The organism is Reyranella sp., assembly GCF_050185545.1.
GTDB lineage: Bacteria > Pseudomonadota > Alphaproteobacteria > Reyranellales > Reyranellaceae > Reyranella.
Genome location: NZ_JBFWZI010000168.1, coordinates 1 through 15728, shown reverse-complemented (window position 1 = coordinate 15728; position 15728 = coordinate 1). Strand labels below are relative to the sequence as shown.

General features: G+C 67.4%; 14 protein-coding genes. 9 read left to right on the top strand and 5 right to left on the bottom strand.

The genetic code is table 11. From position 1 onward, the window contains the following. Window positions 1-326: CBS domain-containing protein (locus tag AB7O82_RS30140; RefSeq protein WP_428549691.1), on the top strand; the 326-nt coding region annotated here is incomplete at its 5' end. A gap of 240 nt (window positions 327-566) precedes the next feature. Here AB7O82_RS30140 and AB7O82_RS30135 read toward each other — a convergent pair. Continuing rightward, window positions 567-2180, bottom strand: coding sequence for a gamma-glutamyltransferase family protein (locus AB7O82_RS30135; RefSeq protein ID WP_428549693.1), 1614 nt, complete (start codon window positions 2178-2180; stop codon window positions 567-569). 96 nt (window positions 2181-2276) lie between these two features. On the opposite strand from AB7O82_RS30135, the gene coaA reads away from it, so the two are divergent. From coaA to AB7O82_RS30110, 5 genes are all read left to right on the top strand, one after another. Next, entirely contained in the window at window positions 2277-3218 is a 942-nt protein-coding gene (gene coaA, locus AB7O82_RS30130; RefSeq protein ID WP_428549695.1) for a type I pantothenate kinase, read from the top strand. 57 nt (window positions 3219-3275) lie between these two features. Next, on the top strand, window positions 3276-4355 hold the full coding sequence (locus AB7O82_RS30125; RefSeq protein ID WP_428620928.1) for an LLM class flavin-dependent oxidoreductase: 1080 nt from the start codon (window positions 3276-3278) through the stop codon (window positions 4353-4355). Beyond that, window positions 4355-5260, top strand: a complete 906-nt coding sequence (locus tag AB7O82_RS30120) for a LysR family transcriptional regulator (RefSeq protein WP_428549699.1) — start codon at window positions 4355-4357, stop codon at window positions 5258-5260. Before AB7O82_RS30125 ends, AB7O82_RS30120 begins: the two co-directional genes overlap by 1 nt. Window positions 5261-5345: 85 nt before the next feature. Next, window positions 5346-6401: a hypothetical protein gene (locus AB7O82_RS30115; RefSeq protein WP_428549701.1), complete on the top strand. Its 1056-nt coding sequence runs from the start codon at window positions 5346-5348 to the stop codon at window positions 6399-6401. Between the two features lie 147 nt (window positions 6402-6548). Beyond that, window positions 6549-7073 (top strand): UGSC family (seleno)protein, encoded by a 525-nt coding sequence (locus tag AB7O82_RS30110; RefSeq protein ID WP_428620926.1) that lies wholly within the window; start codon window positions 6549-6551, stop codon window positions 7071-7073. Between the two features lie 110 nt (window positions 7074-7183). Here the strand turns inward: AB7O82_RS30110 and AB7O82_RS30105 are convergent, their stop codons facing one another. The 3 genes from AB7O82_RS30105 to AB7O82_RS30095 form a co-directional block, all read right to left on the bottom strand. After that, entirely contained in the window at window positions 7184-7528 is a 345-nt protein-coding gene (locus AB7O82_RS30105; RefSeq protein ID WP_428549705.1) for a Lin0512 family protein, read from the bottom strand. A gap of 10 nt (window positions 7529-7538) precedes the next feature. After that, the gene (locus tag AB7O82_RS30100; protein WP_428549707.1) at window positions 7539-7877 is read right to left on the bottom strand and encodes a Lin0512 family protein; all 339 of its coding nucleotides are present in this window, start codon (window positions 7875-7877) and stop codon (window positions 7539-7541) included. 399 nt (window positions 7878-8276) lie between these two features. Next, entirely contained in the window at window positions 8277-8675 is a 399-nt protein-coding gene (locus AB7O82_RS30095) for a DoxX family protein (protein WP_428549709.1), read from the bottom strand. Window positions 8676-9166: 491 nt separating this feature from the next. On the opposite strand from AB7O82_RS30095, the gene AB7O82_RS30090 reads away from it, so the two are divergent. Continuing rightward, a complete protein-coding gene (locus tag AB7O82_RS30090) occupies window positions 9167-10939 on the top strand; it encodes an adenylate/guanylate cyclase domain-containing protein (RefSeq protein WP_428549711.1) in 1773 nt (590 codons plus the stop codon). Window positions 10940-11012: 73 nt separating this feature from the next. Then, a complete protein-coding gene (locus AB7O82_RS30085; protein ID WP_428549713.1) occupies window positions 11013-12416 on the top strand; it encodes a phosphatase PAP2 family protein in 1404 nt (467 codons plus the stop codon). A gap of 192 nt (window positions 12417-12608) precedes the next feature. Here AB7O82_RS30085 and AB7O82_RS30080 read toward each other — a convergent pair whose 3' ends face one another. Further along, on the bottom strand, window positions 12609-15227 hold the full coding sequence (locus AB7O82_RS30080; protein ID WP_428549715.1) for a hypothetical protein: 2619 nt from the start codon (window positions 15225-15227) through the stop codon (window positions 12609-12611). A gap of 201 nt (window positions 15228-15428) precedes the next feature. Here AB7O82_RS30080 and AB7O82_RS30075 point away from each other — a divergent pair. Continuing rightward, on the top strand, window positions 15429-15728 hold a 300-nt coding region (locus AB7O82_RS30075; protein WP_428549717.1), incomplete at its 3' end, for an isocitrate/isopropylmalate family dehydrogenase.

Genomic DNA, 15728 nt, shown 5'->3' with positions numbered 1-15728 from the left:
GCGACGGTCGGCGTCTGGTCGGGACCATCACCGACCGCGACATCGTCGTGCGCGGCGTGGCGACGGGACGCTCCCCGGTCGACATGCAGGTGCGCGACTGCATGACCGAGGACATCGCTTACGCCTTTGAGGAGGAGGACGCCGAGGAGGTGCTGGCCCGCATGCGCGTCCTCCAGATCCGCCGCCTGGCGGTGCTCGACAAGGCGAAGGACTTGGTCGGCATCGTCGCCCTGGGCGACATCGCCACCGAACCGCGCGCCGCCGACCTGCGCGAGGTCGGCGAAGCCATCGCCGAGATCTCGGAGCCGTCGCGGCCGCAGAAGTAGGACTCATTCTGCTCCCCAGCTTCGCTGGGGAATTGTCGCCGTCACACGGCGACCTGCCTTCGCCGAAGCGAAGCCGCTTCGGCTTCGCGCAGGCAGGCGGAGGGGTCGTGGGTCACGCGGACCGCGGCGTCTCGCTCACTCAGATTAATGAGCCGGCGAGCCGTGGTCAGGAAGACCATGACCCCTCCGCCCGCGAAGACGCGGACACCTGTACCCAGCGAAACTGGGGAGGAATCTTTGCTACGCCGGCACCACGTAGCTGTCGCGGCGTGGGTCGCAGCCGCCGGTGAAGGTGCCGCCGGCGTCGCGGGCGACGCCCTGCATGCCGCCGACCTTCATCGTCCAGTCGGGACCGCTCATGAGGTCATGGCCGCGGCTGCGCAGCTGGTCGCGCACCTGGGCATCGACCCGTGATTCGAGCAACACGGCGCGACCGTCGGTCAGGCGGGCGCGCGGCGCCTCGATCGCCTGCTGCAGCGGCAGGCCGAAATCGATGTACTGCACCATGGCCTGAGGCTGGGTCTGCAGGATGCCGTAGCTGCCGGGCGTGCCCAGCGCCAGCACCGGCGTGCCGTCCTGGGTGACGATCGAGGGCGCGACGCAGATCGGCATATAGTCGCCCTGCTTGACCCGGTTGGGGCTCGCCGGATTGACGTCGGCCCAGTAGAGGAAATTGTTCAGGCAGACGCCGGTGCCCGGCACCACCACGCCGGAACCGAACACGCTGCCGAGGCTCTGGGTCACGCACACCATGTTGCCGTCGCGATCGGCGATCGAGAACGACGTCGTGTGGCCCTCTTCGGCCCCGGAGTTCCCGGCGCCCGGCGTCCATTGCTCGGTCGGTCCGGTCACCGGCTTGCCGTCGCGCACCCGCGCCCGCAGGCCTTCGACGTAGCCGTCCGACAGGATCTCGGCCAGCTTCTGCGTCGACGGCACGCCGGTGGCGATGCGCACGCCGGCGGCGAGGCGGATGGCACGCAGCACGGTGTCGATATGGTCGGTGCCGTTGCGCTGCATCTTCGCCAGGTCGAAGCCTTCGAGGATGCGCAGGGTCAGCAGGTACTGGAAGGCCTCGCAGGGCGGCGGCGGCACGTGGACGGTGCGGCCGCGATAGTCGACGGCGACCGGGTCGACCCATTTCGGCCTGGTCGCCATCAGGTCGTCCATCGTGAGGCAGCCGCCGAGCTCGCCGAGCCGCACCAGCATCTTCTTGCCGAGTTCGCCGCCGTAGAGCAGGCCAGGGCCTTGCTCGGCCAGCGCCTCGTAGGTCGCAGCAAGGTCGGGCTGGCGCAGCACCGCGCCGATCTGCGGCCGGCCGCCCGAGATTCCCTCGAGATAGGTGCGCGACCATTCGGGATAGAGCGCGCTGTGGCCGCGCAGCTCTCCGGTGGCGCCGCTGATCTCCTCGACATTGAACTCGATCATCGAGAAGCCGTCACGCGCGATGGCGATCGCCGGCGCGAACAGCTCGGGCAGCTTCTTGGTGCCGTAGGCCGACACCATCTCGCACCAGCCGCCGAGATTGCCCGGCGCGCCGACCGCGACCGGCCCGCGCAGCACGTCCTCGCGCCGCTTCAGGCGCTCGAGCGGGAACTTGTAGGGGATGTGCGTCATGTAATCGAGCGAGCGCACGCGCTTCTCGGCGGCGATGTAGCAGGTCGCCATGCCGAGGCCGGCGAGACCCGACATGTAGGGCTCGACGACGTTCAGCGTCGCCGCCGTCGCCGCCGCGGCGTCGAAGGCGTTGCCGCCGTTGCCCAGCACGCGCGCGCCCGCCGCCGCCGCCAGGGGATGGGCGGCCGCCACCATGCCGTGCCGCGATGCGATTGTCGGACGCTTGCCGTGTTGCAACATTCCCGCTTCCCTCTTCATGGCCGCCTCGATCGTGCCCCGCCGAAGCCGCCACGGCCAGCCGGAATTGCAGTTGCACACGTGTCACGGAGAATGCGCATGCGTTCAGACGCCTTCCAGACCTTCAGCCGGGCTGAATGGGCACGATTGCGCGCGAGCACGCCGCTCACCCTCACGCACGACGACCTGAAAGCCCTTCGCGGCCTCAACGAGAACGTCTCCCTGGAAGAGCTGGCGGACGTCTACCTGCCGCTCTCCCGCCTGCTCAACCTCCACGTTCGCGCCGCGCGCAATCTCAACAACGTCACGGACACGTTTCTCGGCCGGCCGCTCGTCGGACACCCGTACATCATCGCAGTCGCTGGCAGCGTCGCGGTGGGCAAGAGCACCTTCGCCCGCGTGCTGCAGGCGATCCTGGCACGCTGGCCGGATCATCCGGCCGTCGACCTCGTGACGACGGATGGTTTTCTCTATCCCCTGCGCAAGCTCGAGGAGGACCGCCTGATGGCGCGCAAAGGCTTCCCGGAGAGTTACGACGGCCGGCAGATGGTGCAATTCCTCGCCCGGGTGAAAGCCGGTGACGCCGAGGTGCACGCGCCGGTCTATTCGCATCAGGCCTACGACATCGTGCCCGACAGTTGGCAGACGGTGCGGCGACCCGACGTGCTGATCTTCGAGGGCCTGAACGTCCTTCAGCCCGGCCTTTCGGGCGGCGCCGGCGGGCGCCCGGCCTCGGTGATCCTTTCCGACTTCTTCGACTTTGCCATCTATCTCGACGCCGACACGGCCGATATCGAGGCGTGGTACCTCGAGCGCTTCCTGCTGCTGCAGCGGACCGTCTTCCAGAATCCCGCCTCGTACTTTCACCATTACAAGGATCTCGGCGCCGAGGAGGCGCGTGCCGCCGGTCGGCGCATCTGGTCGGAGATCAATGCGGTGAACCTCATCGAGAACATCTTGCCGACCCGCGAGCGTGCCCACGTCGTGCTGCACAAAGGCGCCGATCATGCCGTTTCGCAGGTGGCGCTGCGACAGCTCTGACAAGGCGCGACTGGTCCGATATGCGCTAGAGTTCGCGCGACAGCAGAGCGAGGAAGCATGCGTAGACTGGAATTCGGCTGGTTCTTGCCGACCGCCGGCGACACCACCGCCTACGGGCTCGCGAGCGCTCAGGTCGCGCCGTCGCTGCCCTTGTTCGATCGCATCGTCGAGGCCGCCGAGGCGGCCGGCTTCGAATACATGCTGGTGCCGGTGCAGACCGCCTGCTGGGAGGCGTGGATCTCGAGCGCCATGATGGTCGGGCGCTCCAAGTCGATCCGCATGCTGGTGGCGGCGCGGCCGTCCTACATCAACCCCGTGCTGCTGGCGAAGATGATCGCGACCTTCGATCAGCTCTCCGGTGGACGCATCTGCATCAACCTGATCGCCGGCCAAAGCGAGGCCGAGAACGCCTCGGAAGGCATCAAGTGGGGAAAGGAAGAGCGCTACGAGATCATGGACGAGGAGGTCGCGATCCTGAAGGCGCTGTGGACGGCGCGCGGGCCGGTCGATTTCGACGGAAAATTCTACCAGCTCAAAGGCGCGCAGATCCGGCCCCATCCGCTGCAGAAGCCGTATCCGCGCTTCTATCTCGGCGGCGGCTCGCGCCAGGCCTGGGAGATCTCGGCCAAGCATTCCGACGTCCATCTGTTCTGGGGAGATACCTACGAGCGCATCCGCGCCAACATGGCAAAGATCCGCGGCATGGCGGCCCGCCACGGCCGCGAGAACGACATCGGCTTCGGCATGCGCCTGCAGGTCGTGTGCCGGCCGACCGAGCGCGAGGCCTGGGAGTTCGCGCACGAGCTGGTGGCGCACGCCAGCGAGGCGCAGAAGGCCTTCGTGCGCCGGCACTTCGCGACCTCGGAGGCCAACCGCCGGGTGCGCGAGCTGGCGGCGAGCGGCGAGACCATCGAGCCGCACCTGTGGACCGGAATCACCCAGGTGCGTCCGGGCGCCGGCATCGCCGTGGTCGGCGATCCGCAGCAATGCGCCGACACGCTGCAGAACTTCATCGATCTCGGCTGCCATTCCTTCTGCCTGTCGGGCTACCTGCACGACGAGGAAGCGGAGCGCTTCGGCAAGTGGGTGATGCCGATCCTGCGTGAGCGCAATCGCGAGCGCATGCTTGCGGCCTGATGCGCTCCTCGGCGCTTCCGGATTTCAGCGCACGTCAGCTCGAAGCGGTGCTCGCGCTCGTCGAGTACGGCAGTTTCGTCGCCGCCGCCGCGCGGCTGCGCATCTCCCAGCCTGCGCTGACGCGCGCGGTCAAGCGACTGGAGCGCGAGCTCGGCGTGCGCCTGTTCGACCGCACGACGCGCCGCGTGCAGGTCACGGCCGCCGGCCGTGAGTTCGCCGCGGTCGCCGAGCGCATGCTGGCCGATCTCGGCATCACCGTGCAGAGCGTGCGCGAAGTGGCGCAGGAACGGCGCGGCCTGGTCGTGCTGTCGAGCGTCATGTCGGTGGCGGGGGCGGCTTTGCCGCGGCTGATCGCGGCCTATCGCGCCGACCGGCCGGGCGTGGAGATCCATGTGCGGGAAAGCGTCCATGGCTCCGTGATGGAGGACGTGCGCAGCGGCGTCGCCGATTTCGGCCTCGGCTATGTCGACGAGCTGCCGGACTTCGCCATCGGCACGCCGCTTGGCCGCGAGACGTTCTGCGTCGTGCTGTCGGCCCGCCACAAGCTCGCGAACCGCCGCAAGCTCGGCCTGGCTGACCTCGCGGACCAGCCGATCGTGGCGCTGCCCACCGATTCGCGTACCCGGCGCACCGTCGATGCGGCGGCGGCGATGGCCGGCGTGCCGCTGCGCCAAATGGTGGCGGTGACGCAGATCGCCACCCTGCTCGGTCTGGTGGCGGCCGACGTCGGCATCGGCATCGTGCCGCGCGGGGCGGTGCCGGCGGGCCGCAACCTGCACGCCGTGCCGCTCGAGCCGCGCCTGGTGCGGCGCATCGGCGTGATTGCGCTCCGCGAACGCGAGCCGACACCGGCTGCGGCGGGGTTCCTGGCGCTGCTGCGACGCGAGTGGCCGCGGCAGAATTGATGCTCCTCTCGCAATAATCCTGTCTATCAAGTTGATGTTGGCATAGGGCTTCGCGGCGCTATGCTTCGTCCTTCGGAGGAATCACGTGCAGCTCTCTTCGCGGACCTACGACGTCGACGGCATCGCCGCCGTCCAGGAGCTCTACCACAGCAACGGCTGGACCGATGGCCTGCCGATCGTGCCGCCGACGCGGGAGGCGGTCGAGGCCTGCCTCGAGTGGGCGATGATGCCGCCGGACCAGCTGATCGGCATCGAGCCGGTGCGCGGGCTCGCCGTCACCGCCGAGAAGCTCGCCGTCAACGCCGTCATGGCGGGCTGCCTGCCGATGCACTTCCCGGTCGTGATCACCGCCTGGACGGCGATGATGCGCGAGGAATTCCTGATGCACGGCGCCACCGCGAGCACCGGAGGCTGTGCCGTGCTGGTGGTGCTGAACGGGCCGATCCGGCGCGAGCTCGGCGCCGCCGGCACCTTCAACGCGCTGGGCAACAGCGATCGCGCCACCGCGGTGATCGGCCGGGCGCTCAGGCTCTGCCTGATCAACCTGATGGATGTCCGGCCGGGCGCCATCGACCGCTCGACCCTGGGCCATCCCGGCAAGTTCAGCTACTGCGTTGCCGAGGACGAGGAGGATTCGACCTGGCTCTCGCTCGCCGAGCAGCGCGGAATCCCGAAGGAGGCCTCGGCGGTGACCGTGATGGCGGCGGGCGCGCCGCGCCAGATCATGAACGAGTGGACGACGAAGCCCGAGGAGATCCTGGAGACCTTCGCCGCCGAGATGCGCGCCAACCTGCGGCACTACTCGATCCATCCCGGCAACTATGCGCTGATCGTTCCCAAGCAGCTGCGCGAGCACCTGCAGGCGGCGGGTTGGAGCAAGACCGACGTCGCCAGTTTCATCCACGAGCGGGCGCGCATCCATCGCCGCGAATGGGCCACTGTCGGCAAGGGCGCCGTGGTGCGAGACCGCGGCGACAGCGTCTATCCGGCGATGGAGTCGGCCGACCAGCTCCTGGTCGTCGCAGCCGGTGGTCCGGCCGGCGGCTTCGGCGCCGTGATCCCGCCGTGGCTCGGCAACAAGAGCCACGCCGTCACCCTGGCGATCGGCGCCTGCGTCGACTGCGAGCCGCCGAAGGGCTGAGCGGAATGAAGAGGAGAAGCTCATGCTCATGCGGACCGCGGGCGTTTCGTCCGTTGATGCTCATGAATCATGAGCGGACGAGACGCCCGCGGTCCGCATGAGCATGAGCGCCCCCCGGCGCATCGTCATCGAAGTCAGGAGCAGCACATGACATTCCAGGTTCTCGATCCGACACCGGAGAAGACGCCTGCGGTGGGGCAGCTCGCCCCGCGCCTGCCGTCGCTGGAAGGCCGCACGATCGGCTTCATCTCCAACGGCAAGGAAGGCACCAAGGGCTTCTTCCGCCATCTCGACCGGATGCTGCGCGAGGAACATGGTGTCGCCCGCGTGGTGAGTCGTACCAAGTCGAACTACAGCGCGCCGGCCGACGCGCCCATCGTGGCGGAGATCCGCAAGTGGGATGCGGTCATCTCCGGCATAGGAGATTGAGGCAGCTGCTCATCGTGCAGTCTGCACGACTCCGTCACCGCTGAACGCCTCAACGTCCCCGCTTTCAGCGTGATGACCCAGCGCTTCACCAGCGCCGCCGATTTGATGAGCCGCGTGCTCGGCATGCCCGGCTACCGCTTCGCCGTGATCGGCCACCCGGTCAGCAGCGCCACCGGCGACGATCTCGAGGCGATGGCGCGGCTCGCCCTCGAGCAGGGCCTGAAGCTGCTGGTGCGCGGATAGGCGGGCCGACGTCTTTTCTGCTGGGAGCGCGCCCCTCCGCTGGCGCTCATGGGATGTGTGATAGGCAAGAAGAGCGCCATCGGAGTGGCGCGCTCCCGGCCATGAGCTTCTCACGGCAGTTCCAGCCGCACGCAGACCGCGGCGCTGGCGATCACGGCCGGGTCGTTGCCTTCGGGATCGGGCACGTCGAGCCCGCCCTTGACCGCCTTCACAGTGACGATGCCGTGCGGCAGCGAGGCGCGCACTTTCTCGGTGTCGACCTTGTCGGGCTGCGCCACGCCGATGGTGACGTCGACGAACATGCCGGTCTTGGGATTGACGCCGAGCGTGCGCAGCATGACGAGCGAACTGTGGTGCAGGGCGTCCTGAACGGCGCGCAGCGCGGCCTTGGTGTAGTCGCCGCCGTGCAGGTCGTTGCCGGTGCCGAGCTCGAGGATGACGCGTTTGGCGGGCATGGCAGCCTCCTTACAGATCGAGCCGGACGATGGCGGCCGCCTGGGCGATCACCGTCTTGTCCGTGCCCGCTTCGTTGGGAATCTCGAGGCCACCTTCGACCACCTTCACCGTGCCGGTGCCGTGCGGCAGCACCGCCAGCACCTCCCTGGTGTCGACCTGATCGGGCCTGGGCACGCCGATCATCACCTCGACATGCATGTCGTCGCTCGACTTGCCGACCGCGCCGGCGACGGTGAGCGAGTTGTGCCACAGCGCGTCGCGCAGCGCGCGCACCGCGGCCTTGGTGTAATCGCCGCCGCGGATGTCCGTGCCCATCCCGATCTCGAGGGCAACCCTTTTCAGCGCCATCGCCTGACCTCTCTGATTCTCAGCCACAGATAAACACAGATGAACCCGGATCGCTCGAGCTCAAAGCGGGAGTCGTTGCAGACTTACGGCAAATGCGCCGCCGAGAATACTTTCCGATGTCTGGTCGAGACGGCGCCGGTCCAAGGTCATGTCAAGCATCCGTGTTCATCTGTGGCAATTTCTTTCGTCGAAGCGTCGGCGGCGCGTGATCCAGGAAACCGAGTTGGTGCTTCTCTAACCCCGTGCCAGCCCCGCCTTCACCAGCAGCGGTAGGGCGGCGGAGCAGAACGCGCTTGGGCACGAGTGTCACTCCAGGGTACGTGTCGTCAGGCATAGCGAAACGGCCGCACGGGGCGGTCCGACGACGTCCCCATAGTGCAGATCGCAGGGCTGTTGCAGCTACTTCTGCCGCGCCGCGTCGAGGCTCCAGGGGCCCGGTCCGGCGGCGGCGATGTAGAGGAACACGAAGCAGTAGAGCACCGCGAGCTCGCCGGCATTGGCGATCGGATAGAAGCCGAGCGGCGCATGGGCGAGGAAATAGGCGACGGCCATCAGGCCCGACAGGACGAAGGCCGTGCAGCGCGTGAACAATCCCAGGATCAGCAGAACGCCGCCCGCCAGCTCGAGCATGCCGGCAATGCCGACCAGGGAGAAGGGCTCGACCTTGGCGAACATCTGCAGGACGGGAATCTTCAGGTACTTCGCCGTGCCATGCTGCAGGAACAGCAGGCCGGACACGATGCGCAGGACGCTCAGCAGGCGAGGCGCCCAGGAGGCGGCGAATGCTTCGATAGTCATAGGGGGTGTTCTCCGGAAGGGAAGGCCATTCTTGCCCGGGCCATCAATTTCCGACAAGCGGTCGCAAGGTAACCTGATCACGGTCTCGTCAGTCGGCGCGACAGGAGGCATGCTCATTGGCGCTGACTTAATCTTTGCCGAAAGAACGCGCCATGCGCTGGGAGGGCGCCACTCCGATGGCGCTCTTCTTGGTGGTTACGCATCCCATGAGCGCCATCGGAGTGGCGCGCTCCCAGCAAAGAGGCCATGTCGATGGGAAAAGTCAGTGCCAGTCGGGGCATGCTGCCGGCGCACCGAGGTTTTCGGGGTGTGCCCCAGGTGATTCAATAAGTTGCTGTTGCACGAGGTGCTCTTTGCTAGGGTCGGCGGGTTGCGTCGCCGCCGATCCGGAGCGTCGGGCGCAAGGACAGGCAACCGCGCGCGAACCGTTTCGGGAGCGTGTCGACCCGACCTGCGCCTGTACCGGACATCGGCGCGGTTGAGAGAGGGCGATGGGAGAGGCATTTTCGGTGACGCGGCGGCTCGCCGCCGTCGCCTTCGCCGACGTCGTGGACTGGTCGAGCCACATGGAACGCAACGACCTCGAGACGTTGCGCGCGTGGAAGCTGTTGCGCTCCGAGCTGATCGATCCGAAGTTCCGCGAGTATCGCGGCCGGCTGCAGCATACCGCCGGCGACAGCATCCTGGTCGAGTTCCCGAGTGCCGTCGACGCCGTCAGCTGGGCGCTCGAGACGCAGCGCGGTGTCGCCCAGCTCGAGGCGGCCGGCGGCACGGTGCCGCTGTCGTTGCGGATCGCCATCAATGTCGAGGACGTGATCGTCGACAACGACACCATCATTGGTGACGGCGTGAACGTCGCCGCCCGCATCCTGTCGCTCGCCAAGCCGGGCGAGATCGTCGCCACCAGTGCGGTGCACGACTACGTCTGGAACAAGATGACGCTGACCTTTCGCGACCTGGGCGAACGCGAACTGAAGAACATCAGCCGGCCGATCAGGGTCTATCGCATCGAGCCGCCCGGAGCGGCGACCAGCATTCCGGTTCGGCGCCAGCCGCACCTGTCGTGGGGAAAGCGGCCGGCCGTCGCCGTCCTGCCCTTCCGCGACCAGGGCGGCGACACCACCCAGGCCTATTTCAGCGACGGCATCAGCGAGGACATCATCCGCAGCCTGTCGCGCAGCCACGGCCTGTACGTGATCGCCTGGAACTCCACGATCCGCTACCGCGACGACAAGCGCGATGGCCGCGCCATCGCCGACGAGCTGGGCGTGCGCTACATCCTGGAAGGCAACGTGCGCCGCCGCGCTTCGCGCCTGCGTATCACCACCGAGCTGTTCGACGCGGTGTCCAATCGCGCTCTGTGGGCGGACAAGTTCGACGGGCTGGACAGCGAGATCTTCGATTTCCAGGACAAGATCGCCAATCGCATCGCCGGCGAGATCGAGCCCAAGGTCTACAAGGCAGAGACGGCCCGCGCGCTCACAAAGCCGACCGACAGTCTCGACGCCTACGAGTGCCTGCTGCGCGCCCTCTCGCTCATCTATTCGCTCGACGATCAGCAGTTCTTCGATGCCGGGAAGTACCTGCAGCGCGCGGTCGAGCTCGATTCGTCCTACGCCCTGGCCCACGCCTATCTCGCCTGGTGGCTCAATCTCAAGCGCGGCGACGGCCGATCGACCGATCTCGCGGGCGACGCAAAGCTCGCGATCGAGGCGTCGATGCGGGCTGTCGAGCTCGATCCGGAAGACGCCTTCTGTCTTGCCGTCGCGGGGCACATCCAGGGATTCCTCAACCACAGCCTGGACAGCGCGGTCGACTACTTCGAGCGGGCGCTGTACCTCAACGAGAATTCGGCGTTCGCCTGGGGCATCAGCGCGTCGACCTACTGTTTTCTCGGCCGGCCCGACGAAGCGTTCGAGAGGCTGCGCAACGCGTGGCGGCTGAGCCCCTACGATCCGCTCAATTTCTGGTTCTGCACCGTGGCCGGGCTCGCCGAGTTCGTCAGCGGCCGCTACGACCAGGGGGTTGGCTGGCTGCGTAAGGCGCAACGCATCAACCCGCGCTTCTCTGCCTGCCTGCGCACCTTGACGGCCTCGCTGGCGTTGGCCGGCGACCTCGAAGGGGCGAAGGCAACCGCCAAGCAGGTCCTGGAGATCGAGCCGGGCTTTCGCGTGTCTGTCTTCACGTCCTGGTATCCATTGCGTCGGCCGGGCGACCTCGAGCGGCTCGCCGACGGCTTTCGGCTGGCAGAGTTGCCGGAGTAGCGGGCGGCCGGCCATTCTTTCGTCGCAGGCCGATCGACATATCGACGGCGACACAAAGCGGGGGAGCATCGTCATGACCATAGCGTCGGGCACAGGCACCGGAACGGGAACAGGGACCGGTACGGGCACAGGAACCGGAACTGGCACCGGCACCGGCACCGGAACAGGAACCGGCACGGGAACTGGCACGGGCACGGGAACCGGCACGGGCACGGGCACGGGAACCGGCACGGGCACAGGCACAGGAACTGGAACGGGCACGGGCACTGGAACGGGAACTGGCACCGGTACGGGCACCGGCACCGGCACCGGATTCGGCGGCATGGGGCCGATCCCCTGGAGCTACTACGCCACGCCGGTCGAGCTCGGCTTCAAGCCGTGGGCGCTCGACTTCGCGCCGGACAATTACGGCGGTCGTGCTTTTCCCAGCGAGCGCCCCTTCATCGTCGATCCGACGCCCACGGGTCTCGACCTCAAGTGGCAAACCAACGATTGGGATCCGGCGCTGCGCTTCTGGACCCTGCCGTTCGATCCCGGCCTCGGGGTTTGGCTGCGTGACCAGGATCGTTCGTTGCCCTCGATCCTGGCGGCCTGCGAGTTCGCCGCCGAGCATGGCAAGTGGCGGTTCACGACCGATCAGCTGGTCGATCGCGGCTGGCTGACCAGGAACGATCATCTGAAATGGCAGAGAGAGTTCGATCCCTTCATCACAGGGGAGATCGCCACCCTGTTCGATCTCATGGAGGACGACCGCGACCGCTACATGGGCGAGATCAACGCGCAGGCGGACGGCCTGCCCGGTTACTTCATCGCCATGCTGGGAATCGACAGCGAGCGGCGCCCGTGGACCATCGAGCTGATCCGCTGCGGTCTCGCCATCGGCAACATCTTCTACATGAACTACAAGCAGCACTTCCGCAGGGTGCGGCCGTCGTTCATCTGTCCCGGGCTGGTGCCGCCGTTCGGCCCGCCGCGGCATCCGTCCTTTCCCAGTGGTCATTCCTTCCTGGGTCATTTCATCGCCCTGCTGCTGCTCGAGATCCCCGAGGTCGCGGTCCGGTTCGGCGAGCCCGCCACTCCCGGGTCACCGCCCAATCCGCTCGGCCCGGCTGGGCCGGTCGTCCCGGCCGGACCGCTGCAGCAGCCGTCGCTGGCCGATGTCATGAAGCGGGCGCAGGACCACGTGTTCACCGGGCCATTGCTGTGGCTCGCCACGCGACTGGCCAAGAACAGGGAACGCGCCGGCGTGCACTATCCATCCGATTCGCTCGCCAGTCGCTGGATGGCGGGGGCCGTGTGGGCTCTTCTCACCAAGCCGCCGGTCCAGCCTTCGGAAGGTCATCCCGAGGATGATCCGATAGTCGACGCGGCGACGCCGCCCGGCGTGGCGGAAGATTTCAAGGTGCGCAACAGCAGGCTGATCGAGTGTCCGTCGTTGCGCCGCGTGCTCAACCTCGCCCGCGCCGAATGGATGTAGTTCATCGCTGGGAGCGCGCCACTCCGATGGCGCTCAAGGGATATGTAGTCACCAAGAAGAGCGCCATCGGAGTGGCGCGCGCCCAGCGCATGACGCGTTCTTTTGGCAAAGTCAGCGCCTATGAGCGCGTAACACCAGTGGGCGCTATTCCTGTTGTTAACCCATCCCACGAGCGCCACTGCGGAGCACCGCCTAAATCACCCGAAGCCCGAGATTATTGTCGCCGGCGACCAGGTCGACGATCGAGGGTCGATTGGCCGTGTTCGCCGTGGGCAGCAACGTCCCCGGATCGGTATTCGCGGGATCGCCGGGGCAATGGGCGATCGCCAGGATCCACAGGTGTCCGCTCGATGGCGGCGCGGGCTGGGCAAAGGGCCCGACCGAAACAGCCTCGGCGGGCCAGGCGGGTACGGTAATGGGTCCTGCATTGCCGATGCAGGTCCAGGAGCCGTCCCAGGTCGGCGGCTGCGCTGCGCCGGACGGGTGCGTCTTGCACCACAGCGACACCGTGACCTCGTCTGCCCGCTCGTTTCCCCGGTTGCGGACGGCGACCCGGATGCCGGAGGAATCGATATGAATGGCTTCGGCGCTGGCGTGCCAGGGCTTCTCCCCCGGGCCGTTCCAGCGCAGCGACACCGGTTGGTAGCCGCCACGCGAGAGTGGTCCCTGCAACTGGGGTCGCCGCTGCGTGTCGATGAAAATGTCGACCGGAGGCGGCAGGCCGGGGGCCTCGACGATCACCTCGGGATCGTCGGTGGCGTAGAGGCCCTGTGCCTCGAAGGCCCAGCGGATGACCTTGTGGGCCCACCCGCCGACACGGTCCCGCAGCGGACCGTTGGGAGCGGGCAGGGTGGCGATGTCGGCCTCGACCAGTGTGGTCACGAGCTGGTCGGGCGTTTCGAGCAGCCCGACGTGATGTGCCGGCATCAGGGAAATGGCGCGCAGGATGAGATAGAGCGCGTAGTCGGCGGCGCGCTGGCGGGCAGCCTCGTCCGGGCTTCCCGCCTCGTCGTCGGTATCGCCTCCCAGGGCGCGATAGAGCCGGAACAGCGACGTCGACAGGATCTGCTCGGATTCATAGCCCTTGTGGCGGCTGTTGCTGTCGGGCCAGACGAATCGGTTCGGCCGGTGGCGCCGGCCGCACCAGCCCCAGCCGTCCTCGACCCTGCGGTCATGACGGCGATGCAGGTAGACCCACGGAAAGGTGTAGCCCCGTGTCCAGGGCGAGCGCGCCAGCTCGGATGAAGGGTCGCAGGCGATGGCCGCCATCGCGTCGCCGGCACTGTGGGCGAAGTGGAGCTCCAGCCGGCCTGTCTGGCCTCCAAGGAGGACGTGACAGTACTCGTGCCAGCTCCAGCGCGGATCGGCGCCGAGGCCGAGCGCATCGCGGCGGGCGGACGTGCGCTTCAGGTCGGCGAGGGCGAAGCGCACTTCCGGCGATCGCAGGATGGCCGGGACCCACTCTTCGGTCGATGCGATGAGATTCGCCCGCGGCGAATCGAGAATCACCTGGGCATTCACCGTCTTGCCGTCCTTGCCCGGTCCCGGGATGATCGGCGAACGATAGCGCACGTGCACGGGATTGTCGGCGAAGCGAAAGTAGCCGTAGGGCCGCAGACCATATGCCGCGACAGTGTCGAACACGGGACGCAGGCGCCGCTGGTCGAATTGAGCGCGGCCGCGCTCATAGCCGCTGAAGGCGGCGAATGCCGGCGTCCGGGGATGCTGCGCGTCGCGCGGCTTGTCGACTTCGGTCGCCGATTCGTCTGCGTCGGGGTCGACGAGCTTCGATTGAAGAACACGGACGAGCTCCCGATCGTCCTCGAGCCGGGCATCGCCGTAGTTGTCGAGCTCCAGCCCATCGAGGCGGATATTGTTCTCCGTGTAGCGGTCGAGTCGTGCTCCCGAGCGATTCGGCCGCGCATCGATCAGGCGACCCGGGCCCGCTTTCGACGCCGGATCCGTGGTGAAGAGACCGACCGACACCGGCGGCGCGGCGTGCGCCACGAGCGGGCGCCTGTCGATCTCGTGCGGGATGATCGTATGGCCGTCGAAAGTGACGCGGACCGTGACGGCATAGGCCAGTCCCTGGGGGTTTCCGGTCGGCCTCGCCACGGTGGCGTAGAGCTCGGCACCGACATTGTTGTGCGCCTCGCTGGTGACGCGCACGCCATCGAGCGACCCGGAAGCGCCGGAATTCAGGCCGGCAAAATGACCCAGCGATGAAGGGACGATGCCATTCGACTTGTCGTCGAAGAGAGCATTGTAGAATTTCTGCACGGTTGGCGAGATCGGCTGCGCGACGAGAACCTTCGGCAGATCCAGCGATCGGGCCACGCTGGTGATTCGGATCGTGCGCGGCTGGATACCGGGCGGCGTGACGTGGGCCACCACCCGGAGCCCGAGCCGGCCGCCCAGGACACCATCGCCGTCGTTGGCCGACCTGGTAACGCTGGCAAGCAGGACGACGGTGCGATCGAGCAACCCGGATCCGTCGAAGCCCCGCCTGAATCGGCTGACCCAGAACGACCTGCGTGGATCGCGGTTCAGGTCGCCTTCGTTCGGCAGCTTCAGCCAGGCGAGCGGAACCCTGAAATCGTCGGTGTCGCCGACGAACAGCACGGGAAGGCCGAGGGCGGGTGCCACCTGCGTGAGATAGTGCGCCACGAAGAGCCGGAGCGCGGCGGGCGTGCCGTTCCACGAATCCTTCTCCACGGGATAGGCGGGGTGGCGCAGGGCGACGGTATGGGAGCCGATCCGTTCGTGCCAGACGGCATCGCTGTCGACCTTCCAGTTTTCGAGCTTCGGCATGCTGCTCCCCCACGCGCTCGCCCGGGCGGAATTTCGCCGCGGGAAAGTTCCGTCCAGGCACCGCGAACTATCGCACCAACCGCCAGCCTCGGCCAACCTCCGCGGCGCTCATCGGCGCGGCACTCGTGCGGGCCAGCGGGGGCTTGCCCGCTCGACGTTTCCCCGCCGTCCGGACTAGAAGGACAAATCGGGAGGATGATGATGAAGACGTACAGGATCGCGGCCATTCCAGGCGACGGAATCGGGGCGGAGGTGGTCGACGCCGGCGTCGAGGTGCTGGGCGCCGTGGCCAGGCGCGACGGCGGCTTTGCGATCGGTTTCGACCGCTTCGGCTGGGGCGGCGAATACTACAAGAAGCACGGCCGCATGATGCCCGAGAACGGCCGCGACCTGATCGCCCGGCACGATGCGATCCTGTTCGGCTCTGCCGGCCATCCCGACATACCTGATCACGTCACGCTGTGGGGGCTGCGGCTGGCCATTTGCCAGCCGTTCGACCAG